Annotated in this window: 16 protein-coding genes; 8 read left to right on the forward strand and 8 right to left on the reverse strand. The window is 30.7% G+C overall.

Annotated elements, in window-relative coordinates; genetic code table 11:
* Positions 1-3 precede the first annotated feature (3 nt).
* Both ABIN17_02220 and ABIN17_02225 read left to right on the forward strand, forming a co-directional pair.
* Positions 4-1,044, forward strand: a complete 1,041-nt coding sequence (locus tag ABIN17_02220) for a polysaccharide deacetylase family protein (protein MEO0283873.1) — start codon at positions 4-6, stop codon at positions 1,042-1,044.
* Positions 1,005-1,571 carry an orotate phosphoribosyltransferase gene (locus ABIN17_02225; GenBank protein ID MEO0283874.1) on the forward strand — a complete coding sequence of 189 codons (567 nt, stop codon included), beginning with the start codon at positions 1,005-1,007 and terminating at the stop codon, positions 1,569-1,571. The genes ABIN17_02220 and ABIN17_02225 overlap by 40 nt, the downstream gene beginning before the upstream one ends.
* On the opposite strand, the gene ABIN17_02230 is transcribed toward ABIN17_02225, so the two are convergent.
* From ABIN17_02230 to fusA, 8 genes are read right to left on the reverse strand one after another with little or no spacing between them, the layout of a single operon-like run.
* Positions 1,564-2,595, reverse strand: coding sequence for a kelch repeat-containing protein (locus ABIN17_02230; GenBank protein ID MEO0283875.1), 1,032 nt, complete (start codon positions 2,593-2,595; stop codon positions 1,564-1,566). The two genes, ABIN17_02225 and ABIN17_02230, sit on opposite strands and share 8 nt — an antisense overlap.
* A gap of 52 nt (positions 2,596-2,647) precedes the next feature.
* The gene (locus ABIN17_02235) at positions 2,648-3,652 is read right to left on the reverse strand and encodes a prenyltransferase (protein ID MEO0283876.1); all 1,005 of its coding nucleotides are present in this window, start codon (positions 3,650-3,652) and stop codon (positions 2,648-2,650) included.
* A 4-nt stretch (positions 3,653-3,656) separates the two neighbouring features.
* Positions 3,657-4,343 (reverse strand): hypothetical protein, encoded by a 687-nt coding sequence (locus ABIN17_02240; GenBank protein MEO0283877.1) that lies wholly within the window; start codon positions 4,341-4,343, stop codon positions 3,657-3,659.
* Complete coding sequence (locus ABIN17_02245; GenBank protein MEO0283878.1) at positions 4,340-5,161, reverse strand: hypothetical protein; 822 nt, start codon at positions 5,159-5,161, stop codon at positions 4,340-4,342. Before ABIN17_02245 ends, ABIN17_02240 begins: the two co-directional genes overlap by 4 nt.
* Positions 5,158-5,769, reverse strand: a complete 612-nt coding sequence (locus ABIN17_02250; GenBank protein ID MEO0283879.1) for a hypothetical protein — start codon at positions 5,767-5,769, stop codon at positions 5,158-5,160. The genes ABIN17_02245 and ABIN17_02250 overlap by 4 nt, the downstream gene beginning before the upstream one ends.
* On the reverse strand, positions 5,766-6,545 hold the full coding sequence (locus ABIN17_02255; GenBank protein MEO0283880.1) for a DUF6754 domain-containing protein: 780 nt from the start codon (positions 6,543-6,545) through the stop codon (positions 5,766-5,768). Before ABIN17_02255 ends, ABIN17_02250 begins: the two co-directional genes overlap by 4 nt.
* A 1-nt stretch (position 6,546) precedes the next feature.
* Positions 6,547-6,936 (reverse strand): hypothetical protein, encoded by a 390-nt coding sequence (locus tag ABIN17_02260; GenBank protein ID MEO0283881.1) that lies wholly within the window; start codon positions 6,934-6,936, stop codon positions 6,547-6,549.
* 3 nt (positions 6,937-6,939) lie between these two features.
* Positions 6,940-8,940, reverse strand: coding sequence for an elongation factor G (gene fusA, locus ABIN17_02265; protein ID MEO0283882.1), 2,001 nt, complete (start codon positions 8,938-8,940; stop codon positions 6,940-6,942).
* 308 nt (positions 8,941-9,248) lie between these two features.
* Between fusA and ABIN17_02270 the strand changes: the two genes are divergently transcribed.
* From ABIN17_02270 to ABIN17_02295, 6 genes are all read left to right on the forward strand, one after another.
* A complete protein-coding gene (locus ABIN17_02270; protein MEO0283883.1) occupies positions 9,249-10,139 on the forward strand; it encodes a hypothetical protein in 891 nt (296 codons plus the stop codon).
* Positions 10,136-11,362: a BREX system ATP-binding domain-containing protein gene (locus tag ABIN17_02275; GenBank protein MEO0283884.1), complete on the forward strand. Its 1,227-nt coding sequence runs from the start codon at positions 10,136-10,138 to the stop codon at positions 11,360-11,362. The genes ABIN17_02270 and ABIN17_02275 overlap by 4 nt, the downstream gene beginning before the upstream one ends.
* Positions 11,363-11,438: 76 nt before the next feature.
* Complete coding sequence (locus ABIN17_02280; GenBank protein MEO0283885.1) at positions 11,439-12,596, forward strand: BREX system ATP-binding domain-containing protein; 1,158 nt, start codon at positions 11,439-11,441, stop codon at positions 12,594-12,596.
* Positions 12,589-14,172, forward strand: a complete 1,584-nt coding sequence (locus ABIN17_02285) for a DEAD/DEAH box helicase (GenBank protein ID MEO0283886.1) — start codon at positions 12,589-12,591, stop codon at positions 14,170-14,172. The genes ABIN17_02280 and ABIN17_02285 overlap by 8 nt, the downstream gene beginning before the upstream one ends.
* Before the next feature lie 171 nt (positions 14,173-14,343).
* Positions 14,344-16,776: a site-specific DNA-methyltransferase gene (locus tag ABIN17_02290; GenBank protein MEO0283887.1), complete on the forward strand. Its 2,433-nt coding sequence runs from the start codon at positions 14,344-14,346 to the stop codon at positions 16,774-16,776.
* A gap of 1 nt (position 16,777) precedes the next feature.
* The gene (locus ABIN17_02295) at positions 16,778-17,515 is read left to right on the forward strand and encodes a hypothetical protein (GenBank protein ID MEO0283888.1); all 738 of its coding nucleotides are present in this window, start codon (positions 16,778-16,780) and stop codon (positions 17,513-17,515) included.
* The last annotated feature ends 53 nt before the right edge of the window (positions 17,516-17,568 follow it).

The raw sequence follows: 17,568 nt of genomic DNA on the forward strand, positions 1-17,568 counted from the left end.
CTGATGAAAAAAGAGAGAAAAAGATGTGAAAAACATCCTGAAAGATTTCTTACAAGAAAGTGTTTTAGGTGCAAGAAGGAGATATGTTCTAAATGTTCCATTAAAAAATACAGACATTATTTCTGTTCTAAAAAATGTATTTATTTATTTCTTTTTGAAAATTTTAAAAAGAAAAGAATTTATAAAGAGCCCCTCTCTTACCCTTATATTAAAATAATTTTTGCTTCTTTTATACTGTTATTTTTTATTTCAATTTACTTTCTTTATAAAAAACCAGTCATTGAACATAAGGATTTTATTTTAAAAAAAATTTACATAAGAGAAAAATCTTCTCCTCTTTTTTTTGATGGCTCAATTACAAGATTTAAAATTCAAAAAAAGGAAATCTATATTACCTTTGATGGTGGAAGTTTTGCACAGAGGGCTAATGTAATACTTAATATTTTAAAAAAATATAACATAAAAAGTTCCTTTTTCCTTACAGGTGAATTTATAGAAAAATTTAAAAATGTTGTTCAGAAAATTGTTTCGGATTCCCATGAAGTTTTAAATCACACATACTCGCATCCACATTTTACTACCTATGAAATTAACAAAAAAAACCAAACAATTAAAGGTTTATCACCTGAAATGATATTTGGAGAGCTTTTTAAAACTGAGGAATTATTTGAAAAAATAACTGGAAAAAAGATGAAATTCATATGGAGATCTCCCTATGGTGAGGAAAATGCTGAAATAAGAAGATGGGCAAGCAGACTCGGTTACATTCATGTAAGATGGACCTATGATTTCTTTGACTGGAAAAGTGTAAGGGATTATAGGGAAAGGTTTGAAAACTTTAAGAAAATAGAAGATAAAAGAGGTTATATTTTGCTTTTGCATCTTGGTTCCCCTATCAATGATACTTTAGAATACAAAATTTTTCTTGAAAATTTAATTAAAGAATTAAAAAATGAAGGTTACGAATTTAAAAAAATATCAGAAGGAATAAAGGAGGAAATTTTATGGAACCAAAAGATATCCTTGAAAAACTTGAGGTATTAAAAAGAGGGCATTTTCTTTTAACAAGTGGAAATCACTCAGATATTTATTTTGAAAAATATAGAATACTATCATATCCTTTTTACCTTCAAAAATTACTTGAATTGTCCCTTGATTTTTTAAAAAAAATTGAATTTGATGTGATACTCGGTCCTTTTACAGGTGGTGCTCTAATTGCGGAGATTTTAGGTCTTATGTTAAATAAAAGAGCAATATTTGCAGAAAAGGAAAAGGAGGAATTTGTTATAAGAAGAGATTTTTCAATAAATTTTCCTGTAAATGGAATTATAGTTGATGATGTTATAACAACAGGAGGTTCAATTCAAAAAACACTTAAAGCAAGTGAAAAACTCTTAAATATTAAAGGAATTCTTGTTTTAATTGATAGAAGGGAAAAAGAAGAAGATTTTGGAATTCCCTTTTATGCAATTTATAAAGAAAAAGTAAAAATTTTTCCACCTCAAGATTGTCCCTTGTGTAAAATGGGAATCCCACTTGAAAGACCAGGGGGGAAAACTTCCTCTATTTAATTACAATTATTTTTTTAGATTTATAACCTGATTTTAAAAAGTAAATACCTCTTTTTTTAATTTCAATTCTTCTACCTGAGATAGAGTATAACTTGCTATTTTCTTTTTTAGATAGATTTATATAATTATCTTCACTTATATCAAGTGAAGGTGAAAATTCTTCATTTAAATCAAGATAGCCTGAATTATTTATCCCCCCAATTGCATAGAGTTTACCTCCTGAAAAATCACCTGAAAATTCACTTCTTGCTGTTGGCATAGCTAAACCAGTTTCCCAGGTATCTGTATAAAAATTAAATTCTTCATTAATATTCAGGTATCCATTTCTATATCCACCTATTGCATATATTTTAAAACCATCACATCTTATCAAAAGGAAAGCCCGCGGTGTTGGCATATTTATTCCATTAGACCAGGTATTATTAGAGGGGTCATAAATTTCAGTTTTGTTTAAATCACCTGTTCCGTTCTTGCCTCCTATTACATAAATTTTTCCGTTATATACGCAGGGGCCAAGATACGCTCTAACTGTTGGCATAGAAGCTTTTATGCTCCATGTATTTGATAAAATTGAGTATTCTTCATTTATTGATAAATACTGGCTACCGTTGAATCCTCCAATTACATAAACTTTCCCATTTAGATAAACAGCACCAGCACCTTCCCTTGCTTGGTTCATAGGAGCTTTTGTTGTCCATGTATTTGTTACGGGATTATATTCTTCGTTTATTTTTAAATAAGAGCCATTAAATCCACCTATTGCGTAAATTTTATTTCCGTCTGATACAAGAACAAATCTTTCCCTTGGAGTTGGCATTGGATTTTTTATTTCCCAGGAATCTGTTACAGGGTCATAAACTTCATTAGTTCCAAGAAAACCTGCTACATTTCTACCACCTATTACATAGATTTTTCCATTAAGTTCTACTGCACCATGACCTTTTCTCTTAACTGTCATATTCGTTTTTGTTTGCCAGATTTCAAAGAAAATTAGAAAACACAAAAAACTTTTTATTAAGCTCATAGAAGTATTATAATCAATTTAATAAAAAAATACAATACTACAAAAAAATATTTTAAAATTTAAAAACTTTAATAATAAATTCAAAAATTAAACCTAAAATAAAAAAGTAACCAAATTTTTTATTATGGTCAAAAGCAAAGGCAACAAACCATAATGGCCATACTGAGTCAGGATAAATTTCAGGTTTTGTTAAAGGTTTTGGCTTTAAATAAACTTTAAGGATTCTATTAAAAAACCATTTTAAAGAAAAGAGCACAATAAGCATTGTAAATTTAAAAAATCCAATCAAAACAAGATAAACAGTTAATACATACTGTAATGAAATTATTATAATATTTAAAATTCTGGCATTTTTTTCCCCAATAATAACGGGTAATGTTTTTACACCTTTTTTCTTATCATCTTCATATTTATCAATATGCTTTCCAAATATAACACTCGTTGCACCCAAACTGTATATAAAACTCATCAGAATAACTTTTATATCCCATTCACCGGTGATTATATAATATCCACCCCCTATCATAAGTGGTCCCCATACTATTAAAACACTCAATTCTCCGAGTCCTATATATTTTAAAGGCCATGTATAAAATAGAATAAAAAAAGAACCTATTAAAACTAAAATTAATGCTTGAATTCCTTTTAAATATATAAAATAAACTCCAACTGAAAGTGCAAGCAAACCTGTAACTATGACATATTTAAAAAATTCTTTTTTATCTAATAAATTATGTTCAAGGGCATGAGGTCCGTATCGGGCTCTAAAGTAATTATCCTTATCTACTCCTTTTATAAAATCTGTATAATCGTTTAACATATTGTTTAAGGCATGGGCTAATACAAGTCCAACAGTTAACATAATCCAGTTTAATAAATCAAATTTACCCTTTAAAAAAGTTAAAATACCCACAATATAAGAAGGTATCAATGTAATAACAAAAACAGCAGCCCTTGAGAGAATTAACCATTTTGATATAACATCAAGTTTAACCCATTCTTCTTTATCTATTCTTGGTATAACCCTCAGTGCTTTTATCCAGAAGGAGATATTCACAGGATTAAATCAAATGTATAAAATCATGAATTAAAAAGTAAAATCTACCAATCAAAAGAGATATTCTTGCCATAACAGTGTAACCAAAGGCTGCACCAAAACCTATCATTATAAATATGATCCCTATTTTTGAAAAAATTTTTAAAGGACCCTTATGTTCCTTGGAAAAGAAAAAGTAAGATAAAACTGTGAATGTTCCTATAAATATTATTAAGGAGTTAAAAAAGTATAGGGTATTAGAAAATTGGGGCAAAAAAGTATCTTTTATCTGATCAAAAATTCTTGCCTTAAAGGTAGGATAAAGAGATAAACCTGCTCCAACTCCCATTAGAAAGGCAATAGGATACCTTATAAGCCATGAATGCTTAGGAAAAAGCAGAGAAAAGAATAAAAGTCCAAAGGTAAGGGGAATAAGATACATAACAAAAGCAAAAAAACTTGAAATTAAATTTATGTCAGGAAATAACTGGGGCCAGATAATTTTATAATAAAAAATAGAGAATTTTTCTGAAAAGGGTTTTATTATAAATCTTAAAATAGCGTTATGCCAGTAAATTGAAGCATAATAACCTGCTGAAACCCCTACAAATAAGTGTTCAGCAAATCTGTATACAGGATTATCCTTAAATAAAAAGGAAAATATAGAAAGGGTTAAAAAAGCGCTTATCCATATCCAGGGATCAAAACTCATTTTTTAGTCCTCCTTTGCATAAAAAAAGCAATGTTACCAAGAATAACAAGAAAGACCATTACAAAATTTGCAAGGGAAATTGAGTTCATCCCCTTTGTTGCAAGATCATAAGCCTTCAATAATTTCTCATACTCAGCAGCACCCCTCATTCCTCCTATTAAACCTATAAACTGTTTACTTCTGTAATAAGGATAAAGTTGAGCTGCCATAACAGCTGTTACTCCAGCTGCTACATTGGCACCATATCTTCCATTTGCGTAAATCATCCAGCTTTCTGGTATTGCTGCTCCTGATATGCTTATAGCAAGTTTAATGTCACTATAATTTTTAACTCCATTAAAAGCAGGAATTTTATCAAAGGGATATCCAAAATAGTCAGATTTAAAAACATTCTTTATATCCTCACCAATTCCTAAAATTGTTGCAGCAACTGAAGGGAAATATCCAAGAAAGACAATATCTTCCCTTTCCTTTAATCCATACTCCTTGATTATTTTATTGTAAACATCGAGAGCAAACCCTGTTCCAGCAGGATATAGAGTCATTATATATATCCTAAGCTTTTTCTTTGCGAGATGCTTTGCAAGAACAAGGGATATTGGATAACATTCTGGTAATACATCAGGTGAATAGTCAAAAGACAATATTACAGGTGTTCCTTCAGGCAGAGCTTCTATAAAATCATAAACATCCTGAACTGGTTTTAAAATGTTTAAAGGTAAAGTAAATTTAAAAAGTAAAGGAAAAAAAACAGCAATTCCAATTAAAAGAAATATTAAAGCTCTCGGTATTTTAAGCAATCTTTCCCATATACTCATTCCAACCAGCTCCTTTCAATTCCAAGCATTATTTTTAAAGATGTCGCAAGAATTCCAAGAGCAATTCCAAGTGTTATGCCCCTTTGAGCAGCAAGATTTGGAACATCAAGAACCCATTGGGCAAAATAAGGTAGACTTTCTGATAAAACATCACCAAAGGAAGTAAGTCCTATCATTAAAACAAATGCTGATAATAAAAGAAGAGCACTTTCAACACTTCTTGCTCTAAAAGCTCTATAGGCAGCAGAAGCCATATAAAAGGAAAGAAGGGAAAAGGTTGTTGCATTTAAAGGAACCATAACAAATTCATAAATTTTATCAAAAATAGAACCCTTTCCTATGCCAAAGAAAATTCCAAGAATCATCATACCGTAAAGGGAAATAAGAGTAACAAGTGAGTAAAAAACATTTTTTCCTTTCCTCACATTTGTAAAATGTCTCCTTGTAAGTGATATAACAGCCATAATTATAGCCATTCCCTGAACTCCCTGAAACCATTCAAGAAGCAAGGTATAAACAGATTTAGAAAGGGGACCTGTAATGAAATATTGAAGGAATCCCAAAAGTCCTATAAAAAAAACAATAAAAAGAGGAACTTGTTTTTTCATTTAGGAAAAATAAAGTTTAAAATATATGATTTACCAATTAAACCGAGAAATCCTCCTAAAATTAGTAAAAATCCTATTATAAGCTTCATAACATCCTGGGCTTTTATAGTTGAAACAAGGACAGGTTCTCCTGATAAGTAAGCACTTGCTGCGTAAAACTCTTCTCCTATTAAAGTATAGTCGCAGGATGTAACAAAAAAGGGGAGTTGTGTTATTGCATCTGTTCCAGCTATCTGAATTGCTCCAGTGGATGTTCCTGTTTCAGCAAGTAAGAGAGATTCAGCCCAGAACATTCCCATAAAAAAATTTGTTGCAGTCTTTTCTCTTACCATTAAACCACAAACACTGGCAGCATATCCAAACTGAGAATCAGTGACATAGAATACAGAATCTTCTTTAAAAAGGTCAGGTCTTCCGATAGAAGTATAAGCCTGTTTTATTACCTCCTTTGCAACTGTGTAAACAACAGGATTTCTGTTTGGGACTATGATATCAGTTTCATACTCCCCTGCTTTTTTTGCTACTCTTGATAAAATATTTAGGGAAGCAATAGTGGCTACATCATCAATTGTGGAGAGTCCTGGGACATAAAGAATACTTCTTCCCATTTCAGTTGCCCTTCCTATTGCTTCATCAACTGCTTCAATTCCTGGTATTTTTCTTAAAAAAAGTTTTTCACCTTTTCTTGCTTTTGAAATAAAATAGAGAAGTAAAAAGGTATAGATTATTACTGAAATTAGAACAGATAATTTTTGAATATCAATTCCAATTTCCATTTTAATAAATTCTTTTTATTTCAACTTTATCTTTTAATACTTCAAATATTTTTCCTTTATAAAATAAATCTATCTTAAATTTCAAATATTCTTTTGATTTTATTTCTTTTATATCGTAAACAGGGATTTCAAATATGTAATAATTTTTTTCCTTTTTAAAATTCACATTAAATTCAGAATCATCAAATAGAATCTTAATATTTTTAATTTCAGGTTCTTTTTCAAAAGTTCCTTTAATTTCTATATTACCCTTTATTTTTCTATGAAACTGAATTGGGGTTGGCATTAAATTTATAAAAATATAAACATTCAATTCAAAGTCATCAGGAAGTCTAACCTGCTTGGTGCAACTTATAAAGAAAGAAGAAATAAAAAATATATTTTTTAGCAAAATTTATTCCTCTTTTTGCTTCTTTGCCTCTGCAATTATTTTCTGGGCAAGTTCTTTTGGAACCTCGTCATAATGGGAGAACTTAGCAAAATATACAGCTTTTCCCTTTGATATTGATCTTAAAGCACTTGAATATCCGTGAAGTTCTGCAAGTGGAACATAGGCTTTTATTTTTTGTTTTTTCTTACCATAAGGTTCCATACCAAGTATTCTTCCTCTTCTTGAGTTTAAATCACTCATTACATCGCCGGTTATTTCCTCTGGAACAATTATTTCCACTTCATAGATAGGTTCAAGAATATAAGAATCAGCATTCATCTGAGCATCTCTGAAAGCCATTGAACCTGCTATTTCAAAAGCAATGTTTGAAGAATCAACCGGATGATATTTACCATCATAGAGTTCAACTCTCACATCAATTACAGGAAAACCAGCCAGAACACCTGATTGCATTGCCTTTTTAATTCCAGTCTCAACAGCAGGTATAAAGTTAGAAGGAATTGCGCCTCCAAAAATAGAATTTACAAATTCATATTCTTTTCCTCTTGGTAAGGGTTCAATTCTTATATTACATATTCCATACTGACCCCTTCCACCTGATTGTTTAACATATTTTCCCATTGCTTCTGCCTTTTTTCTTATTGTTTCTCTATAGGGAATTTTTGGTCTTGCCTGGGTTACTTCCACTCCGTATCTCCTTTTCATTTTAGAGACTATTACATTTAAATGAATCTCACCGAGACCCTCAACAATTGTTTGTTTTAGTTCAGGGTTATAATGAAATGAAAAAGTAGGGTCTTCTGCTGTTAATCTTTTCAAGGCTTCTGATACTTTTTCTTCATCCTGTTTTGTTTTTGGAACTATAGCAACCTGAACACTTCTCCAGGGGAATTCTATTTCAGGGTAGATAACAGGATCATCAGGAGAGCATAGAGTATCATTTGTATGTGTATCTTTAAGTTTTACAATTGCTCCTATTTCACCAAGTTTAATTTCTGAAATTTCTTTTCTTTCCTTTCCGAGAACAGAATATAAGGAAGTTGTTTTTTCCCTTAATTCTCTTTTAGGATTTAAAAGTTCCATTCCGGATTTAATACTTCCCCTGAATACCCTCACATAATTTATTTCTCCTAAGTGCGGATCGCTCATTGTTTTGAAAATAAAAGCTACAGTAGGTTTCTCAGGATCAGGCTCTAACATTACTTCACTCCCGTCCTTTTTTCTTCCTTTTCTTGGTGAAAATTCTTCATAGGAAGGGAAATATTCTGATAAAAATTCAATAAATTCATTTATTCCTTTCCCTTCTAATGAATCACCAAAAAATACAGGGACAATAAGGTTTTCTTTTATTCCCTTTTTTAAAGCGGATTTAATTTCGCTTTCAGAAATTTCACCTGTTTCAAGATATTTTTCAACAAGACTTTCATCGGTTTCAACAATTGATTCCATTGCCTCATCTTTTTCCTTGTTCCATTCAGAAGGAACTTCTTCAAAAATTGTTTTTACCCCTTGAAAGGAAGGTCCTTCCCCTAATGGGTATGTGAGAAGTATAAATTTTTTTTCAAAGGTATTTCTTAAGTTATTTAAAATCTCCTTTACATTTACATTCTCAGACTTCATCTTTGTTATAAAAACACAAACAGGGATATTCTTTTCAAAAATTTTTTCTCCGTAAATTTCTGTTCCAACTTCTATTCCTGCTCCTGCATTAATGACAAGGCAAACAAGATCGCATACATGGAGTCCGGAGAGGAATTCGCCCTGGAAATCAAGGAAGCCTGGAGAGTCGAGTAAAAATATTTTTTCTTTTTTATTTTCAAAATGGGCTATGCCGAGGTTAATTGTTATTCTTCTTTCTTGTTCTTCTGGGTCATAATCAAGAATGCTTGTTCCTTCATCAGTTCTTCCCAATCTGCTTGTGACTTTTTGGTTAAAAAGTATTGCTTCACAGAGAGTGGTTTTGCCACATCCAGAGTGTCCTACAAAAAGTACAGTTTTTGCCATTATTTCCTTAATTAATTTTTTACGGGATTGAACCGATTTATATATAAAAGCAAATTATAAATTATAAATTAATTTAAAGGTTTAAGAAAAACCGTAAAGTAAATTTTTTGCTTAAATAAAGGTAAGCTTACTATTTTCATCCAAATATAGATCTTTTTTCTCTCATTAACAACTTTAGAACTCTTTCCCTCATAAGTTTTCAAAACTTAAATCAAAACCTCTTTTTATCATAAAAACAGAGGGTCCTTCATATTTTTTGAAAAACTTTTGTAAAAATATACTTATTTAGGTTATAATTATAATTAAATATGATTAATAAAAACACATTTAAACAACCAGAAATAATTGACCTGAGTCAAAAAGTTAAAGAAGCACAAGAACAGTTAAAAAGATTCTCTAAACTATTAGAAAATCTATCTAATCTTGACCAAGATCGGGTTTTTAATTTTCCTAAGATAAAGGATACACTTTCAAAAATATTAGAGGAACTTCCTAAATTTGAGGAACTTCTTAAATTTACAGAGTATATAAAAAACTTTAAAAATTGGTTAGAGAATTACCAAAAAGAACTTCAAGCAGTGGAAAAAGAGATACAAGATCGATTTGGATGCGAACTTGAGGAAGCACTAAAGGAACAAAACCTCTCACTTCGGGGTCACTACCCTGAACTCAAAACTTGGCTTTTTACGATTGAACTTCTTTTTGATAAGGGTTATGCAACAATTTGGTACGGTCCAAAGCAGGAACGGTTAGCACAATGTAGTTTATCCGTATCACAAGTAACCAAAAAAATTTTTGAATTAAAGAAGCAACTTGGTTCACAAGTAAATGAGGAAGAGTTTTTAAAGAAACTATATTATGCTTATCAGCGAAAGTTGATAATTAAAGGTGATAAAAATGGAACTGCCTTGCCTATTATTGAAATACTCCCAGAAGTAGCTTATTTATTGCAGGAACCGCGTTTTCATAAAAATCCAAAGAAAGAGTATTACAAAAGTTATACTCGTTGTGATTTCAGTTATGACCTTTTCCGAATTCTTAATTCAGAAAAAAACAAGATTTTTAATTGTAGGCTTAGTCTTGTTGTAGCTTCTTTAGCTCATACAAAAAAAAGAGAGGATTTTTTGTGGATTCCTAATGATGAAAAAGGAAATGGTACAGTTTATTCACATTTAAAATTTGAGGAGGTTACACAATGAATAAATTAGAACCAAAAATTGCACGCAAAATCATTGAAATAGTTGGGGGACATGGAATTCCCCCAGAGTATGGAGTTCAATTTTTTACTGTTGGTTTAGAACCCTATCTTTCTGTTATTGAAAATGAATATTTAGCTACTTTTATCAAAGAAGGTGGGTCTACATTTAAGATGGTAATAGGTACTTATGGAGGAGGGAAAACTCACTTTCTTTACTGTGTTCGTAACATTGCTTGGAGTCATAATTTTGCTGTTTCTTATGTATCTTTAAATCCTGATAGTTGCCCGTTTCATAGATTAGAAAAGGTTTACTCTGAAATTGTGCGTAATATTACACCACCTCTCAGACCGGAAGAATTGATATCTGAAAATTACGAAAAAGGAATTTGTAGTATTATACGTCGTTGGTTTAATGAGAAATTTCAGGAATTCAGCAAAGATGGATTATCTGATGAAGATTTAAAGAAGGAACTTTTAAACTACTTGAATAATATTAGAGACATTGAAAGTAGCAGTTTTGAAAATGGGATTAAATCTGCGTTCAAAGCTTTGTTATATGGACAAGAAGATGACTTTAATAAAATTCGCGCGTGGCTAAAAGGAGAATCCTATGATAGAAAAAATCATCAAAAATTTGGTATTTTAGAAAAAATTGATAAAACTAAGGCATTTCCAATGATAAGGTCCTTAACTCAGTGGATTAAAAAAATTGGCTATTCCGGGCTTTTAATTTTGTTTGATGAAGCAGAACCGATGGGAAGTCTCAGCGGAAAACAAAAAGAACACCTTTTAGCGAATCTTCGCCACCTTATTGATGAATGCAGTCGTACTTTTAAGAGTGTAATGTTTTTTTACGCAGTTCCAGATGAAAACTTTCTGGAAGGTGGAAAATTAATTTATGAAGCACTGAAACAGAGAGTTAACACAGTATTTGATAATAAAATTAATCCTTCTGGAGTTAAAATTTATTTAGAAAAATTAGGATACAAGCCTATTGAATTTCTACGTGAAATTGGAAGCAAACTGGCACGAATTTACGAGATTGCTTACAATTATAGGTTTGATAATGCTTTATCTAATAAAACTATAGAATTGGTTGCAGAGAAAGCTTATAATTCCCGCTTCGGGGATATCGGTTATAAACGCGATTTTGTGCAAAGGCTTATTAAAGCTCTTCATTTTCTAAAAGAAAAGGGAAGGCCACCTTCTGAAGAAGAATTATAAGAAGAATTATAAGAAGATATATAAAAAGTTATTATGTTTATAAGAAGAAGAATTACAAAATATATAAAAAGTTATTATGTTAAAAAAAACAATTAGCAAAAATACCCAAAATCTTGATAAATTTAAAGCTAGAAGAATGATTGAGGCTTTCCGTTTTGGCATAGTACCTCATGATTGTCTTGATGATTTCACATTTGGTCGTGAACAGGAAATTAAAAATTTAATGGAGTGGCTTATAGATGATAAAGAAATTATATTAATACTTGAGGGTGGATATGGAACTGGTAAAACACATTTACTAAATTATCTATACTGGCGTGCTTTATACGAAGACTTTGTAGTTGCTTATGCAGATATAGATCTCAGTGAGACTCCTTTTTACAAACCAAAACGAGTATATGCAAAATTAATTCAGTTCTTTAAATTTCAGTCTAAAGTTGATGGACAATTTAAAGGTTTTCGTGATTTTTTGAATGAGGCATTGAAAAAAGGGGTTTTTGAAGATCACAGATATTTTAAGTATTTAATTAAAGGGCCTCAAGATGAAGATAGGGAAGATATATGGGATTGGATTGAAGGACAAGGAGGAATTAGACCTCCTGGATACTCACCTTTCTTCCCTACAATGTACGAATATTCAAATGCATACAATATTTATTGCTATTTGCTTAGTGCTCTGGGTTGGGCATCAAAGGAAGTATTTAAATATAAAGGATTTCTTCTTATTTTTGATGAAGCAGAAACAATATGGTTTGATATTCGCAACCTAATTAAAGGTCGTGAATTTTTAGAAGCACTTTGTCAAACAGCAAAAAATGATCCTGAATTACTCAAGCAGCCTTCCTGGAGTAATCTTTGGTCAAATCGCTGTTATAGATACTCTAATTATATTCCTTTTATTTACAAAAAACCAAGTGGGTTGAAACTTCTTTTTGCTTTTACGGAATTTCCATTTTTTTTCGCCCAGTTTTGTGAGTTTCCGCAAACATTAAAATTAAAATCTTTAGAGGAGAAAGTTCTTAAAGAAGTATTTGAACACATTTATCAACTTTATACTAAAGCTTACAATTTTGATATAAAAGATTCAAAGTTAAAAGAAATGATTTTTAATAAAGTTAAAAAAGAGATACCGAGAAATTGTGTTACAAGATTTTTCATCAAGGGAACAGTGGAAGCTCTGGATTTAATTAGACATAGTCCTGAAGAAAATTTAGAAAATATTTTAAATGAATAGCAATATAGAAACTATTCGTAGTCGTTTGAAATTTGCATGGATGCCTTTCTTTACAAGATTTGGTAAGCTCACCCCTGTTCAAGAAAAAACGATTCCCAAAATCCTTGACGGATTTAATGTTGTAGTTGTATCACCTACTGCTTCAGGTAAAACAGAAGCAGTTGTAGCCCCTGTTGCTGAAAGGCTTAAATCAGAGAATTGGCACAGTCTTTCGGTTCTCTTTGTTTCACCCACACGAGCATTAGCTAATGATATGTTAACGCGGATAGAAGGACCTCTTCAAGATATGAACATAAAAATAAAACTTAAACACGGAGATAAAACTTATTTTAGCTCAAAACTTCCAAATTGGCTTATTACTACTCCTGAATCCCTTGATTCATTAATTTGTCGTCAACCTAAAGTATTTACAAATCTCCGCACAGTAATTTTGGATGAAATTCACATGCTGGATAACACTTACCGTGGCGACCAATTAAGGTTGCTTTTGTATCGCCTTCGTGAGCTTGTATTTAATAGAACTTTCAATATCCATTTATTATCTGCTACTCTTTCTAAGCCTAAGGAAGTTGCCCAGAGGTATGTTAACGAGTTTGAAATGGTTATTGTTAGCGGACAGCGGCGGGAAATAGATTATTATATTGTAGATTCACATGAGAAAGTTTATAATTTAGCAAAACAAAATGTTTGGAAAAAAATTCTTTATTTTTGTAATAAACGCGAAACTGTTGAAGAAGTTGCCAATTTTCTTGGTAAACTATGGCCACCTTGTTTCACTATTGTTGCTCATCATGGAAGCCTCAGCTCTCGAGAACGAAAGGAAGCAGAAATTGTAATGAAGGAAAGAAAAATGGCAATTTGTGTAGCTACTTCTACACTGGAAGTTGGTATAGATATTGGCGATATTGATTTAGTTGTATTAGCAGAACCACCTTATAGTATTTCCTCACTGTTACAGAGAATTGGACGTAGCAATCGTAGAGACAAGATTATCCATGTAATCGCAATAGCGAAATTGGATGAAGAAAGAAAACTGCTGGAAGCAATGTTTAAAATGGCTAACTCCGGTGTATTACCAAACGAGCCTTATATACCAGATCTTTCAGTTGCTATTCAGCAAATTTTTTCTTATCTTTATCAGCACCGTGAAGGTGTGGCAGAAGAAAAACTTTTTTCTCTTTTAAGTCCTATTTGCGCATCAAATGAAATTAAAGTTATTCTGGAACATTTAAATAAAAAAGAATTTATAATGAAAGTTAGAGGATATTGGTTTGCTACCACAAAGCTTATGGATTTAGGTGAAAAAGGACTAATTCATTCTAATATCCCAGATATTGACACTTTTAGAGTAATAGATATTGATTCAGGTAAAGAGATAGGTAAAATTGCCGGTATTTTTGATGAAATATTTATACTTGCTCAACGAGTATGGAAAGTAATTGAAGTTAAAGAAAATGAAATTAAAGTTCAGCGTTTTAAGGGAGATGCATTTCCCCCTTTTTTCAAATCTTATAAAAATATAGGTGCTTTTTTTAATTTTTTACCACCTGAATTGAAATTATTATACAAAAAATGAAAAAAAATCCTGGATATCTAATCATTATTAAAACTTTCATTAAAAAAATTGTCAGTTTGAAACACTATAGAACTATAAAAACTATTGATTTAAATTTATAAAATAAAATATATTTATATTAAGTTATTTAAGGAGGCACTAAAAATGAAACAAAAAGATTTTTCTGCTAATATGACAAAAGAAAAAAAATTTTATAATGCGTTAAAAGATATCTTTGTAGGTGCTGAAATAGAGGGAGAATCCGGGTATATCAACTTGATGAAGATTAAAACGAAGTATTATGAAAAAAATGTATTTACAAAACTTCAAAAGGATATAGAAGAAGCACTAAAACCATTTCCTGAATTTAGGGAAGAACTTTTTGATAAACTTTATACCTTCTTTAGTCGCTATTTCTCTGAAAGTGGCTCAATTTATTTTAGATATACTCCAATCCATCAAAATGTGTATGAGAAGGTTTATACGGATGATAAAGATGTGATTCTTTTCTGGAAAACTCATATGCTTTATTATGTCAAAACTGACAGGTTATTTAAAAACTTAGAAGTAAAGATAGATGGGTTTAAGTTCTTTTTTGATGTTTCTACTTTAGAACATAAAAAAGCATTTGAGAAAAGGGAAATAATTTATAAGTTTAAAGAAAGAAAGGATGATGGAGTAATAGTATTTAATGTCTTTTATAAAGAAGGAAATAAGAAAACGAACATTGAAGAAATTTTAAAAGCCATCAAGAAGGAAGGGATAAAAATAAGTGAGGATACTTTAGAGCGGGCATTTAAGACTTTTGAAAAGCAAAGCGAGGTTGACTATTTCATAAATAAAAATGCGAAAGAGTTTTTGAAAGAACAATTTAATCTCTGGCTTTATCAGTATGTTTTCTCAGGAGAGAGTGAATGGACAGAGAAAAGGATAAAGCAACTTCAGGTTTTAAAGGATATAGCATTTAAGATTATTGATTTTATCTCACAGTTTGAAGATGAACTTGTAAAGATATGGAATAAGCCAAAGTTTGTTTTAAATTCAAACTATGTGATAACTTTAGATAGAATAGCAGATAAAAAAGGTGGAATTACTTTGATTGAAAAAATTTTAAAACACAGAAATATTGAAGAGCAAATTAAAGAATGGAAGGATTTAGGAATTGTTGAAGATGATTTTGATGAAAATGAGATTTTGGAGAATAAATTAACTGGTAAACAATTAAACGAAAAATACAAATTTTTGCCTATAGATACAAAGTATTTTAAGGATTTGGAGCTTGAGATTTTAGGATTATTTGATGATTTAGATAAATCATTGGACGGCTGGTTGATAAAAAGTGAAAATTATCAGGCATTAAATACAATATTACCAAAATTTAAAGAAAAAGTGCAGACAATTTATATTGATCCACCGTTTAATAAAGAACAAGATGCGGATTATTTCTATTCTGTGAAATATAAAGATAGCACTTGGGCAACGATGCTTGAAAATAGATTAAGGCTTGCCAGAAATTTATTGAAAGATTCAGGAAGCATTTTTGTAAGATGTGATTACAATGGAAACTGGATAGTTAGACCTTTGATGGATGAGATTTTTGGGGAAGAGAATTTTAGGAATGAGATTATAGTAAATAGGACTCAGGAATTTTTTAAATTTGCACAAGGATTGAATAAATTCATGGTAGATACTGATACTTTATTTTTTCACACAAAGACTGATAAAGCCCTATTTAATGAAATTAGAATAAAAAGAGAAGTTGAGGAATGGTGGGAACCAACTTTGCCTGGGAAACCGAAAAGCGAAGAAGATAAGTATAGAATTGTTTTAGGTGAAAAGATTAAATGTCCTGAAGGAAGAAAATGGGGGTTAAAACAAGAACAAATTGAAGAGTTAGAAAAAGAAGGGCGAATAAAAATTGAAAATGGAAAAGTTTTGTATGCTCCATTATGGACAACTTTAAAGAATAACTGGACAGACATTCCAGGATATTCAAGAAGATGGGGATTTTTAACCGAAAACTCTGAAACCCTTCTCAAGCGTGTCATAGAATCAACATCCACTAAAGGCGATTTAGTTATGGATTTCTTTTTAGGAAGTGGTACAACAACAGCAGTAGCACATAAATTAAAGAGAAAATGGATAGGCATTGAGATGGGAGAGCATTTCTGGACTATAGTTTTGCCAAGAATGAAAAAGGTTTTGGCTTATGATAAATCAGGAATTTCAAAAGAAAAGGATGTTAAAGAAAAATATAATGAAAACAATGCTGGTGGATTTTTCAAGTATTTTGAGATTGAGCAATTCGAGCAAACATTAAGAAAAGTAAAATATGCTTGCGATGATCCTTTCTTGATGCCGGGAGAAGATCCTTATAATCAATATATTTTCATGAAAGATTTGAAATTGCTTGAAGCTTTAGAGATTGATTATGAAGAAAACAAAGTAAAGGTTGATTTGTCAAAGCTTTATGATAACATAGATATAGCTGAAACTTTATCATGTTTACTTGGAAAGATGATTAGGAAAGTAGGTAAAGATGAAATTGAATTTGAAGATGGAACAAAAATTGATTTGAAAAATTTGGATTATAAGTTAATTAAACCTTTGATATGGTGGAGTTAAGATGAAAGTAAAGGAAAAACAAAAAATTATAAGAGAAGAAGCAATAAAGATTTTAGAAAATATTCCTAATGGTTTAAGATATTCCGAAATTGTAGATGAGATACAAAATAGGTATCCTGATTTCAAAATAAAAGAAATACAATGGGCTGTTTGGAATTTAGATAAAGAATTTCCAGATAAAGTTTACAAACCAGCAAGAGGCCTTTTTAAACATATAAAATTTAAATACTCTGATTCATTTCTTGGTGAAGCAAAAAAAGAAAAATTAGCTGAAAATCAATTCTATAAACCATTTGCAGATTTTTTAGTAAATGAAACAGAAGAGGCTACAAAAGCTATTCCACTCGGCGGAAATAAATTTAAAGATAAATGGGGAACGCCTGATGTTATAGGAATAAAAGAATCATCAAGAGGAGATATTATTCAAGCTCCTACTGAAGTTATTTCTGCTGAAATAAAGTTAGATTCTAATAATTTAATCACTGCGTTTGGTCAGGCTTGTTCTTATAAGCTTTTTTCACATAAAGTTTATTTAGTTATTCCTGAAAATTCTTCACCTGAAGATATTTCTAAATTAGATTCTTTGTGTATGATTTTTGGAATTGGTTTAGTATTATTTGATCCAAATAATCCAGAAAAACCAAAATTTGAGATTAGAGTAAGACCTGTAAAACATGAGCCGGATATTTATTACACCAATAAATATCTCGCATTAATAAAAGATGAGTTGTTTAGATGATTAAAATGATCATCCGTCCAATTCTTGAATCAATGCTTGGAGAAATTAAGTTT

This window comes from candidate division WOR-3 bacterium, from assembly GCA_039803925.1.
GTDB lineage: Bacteria > Hydrothermota > Hydrothermia > Hydrothermales > JAJRUZ01 > JBCNVI01.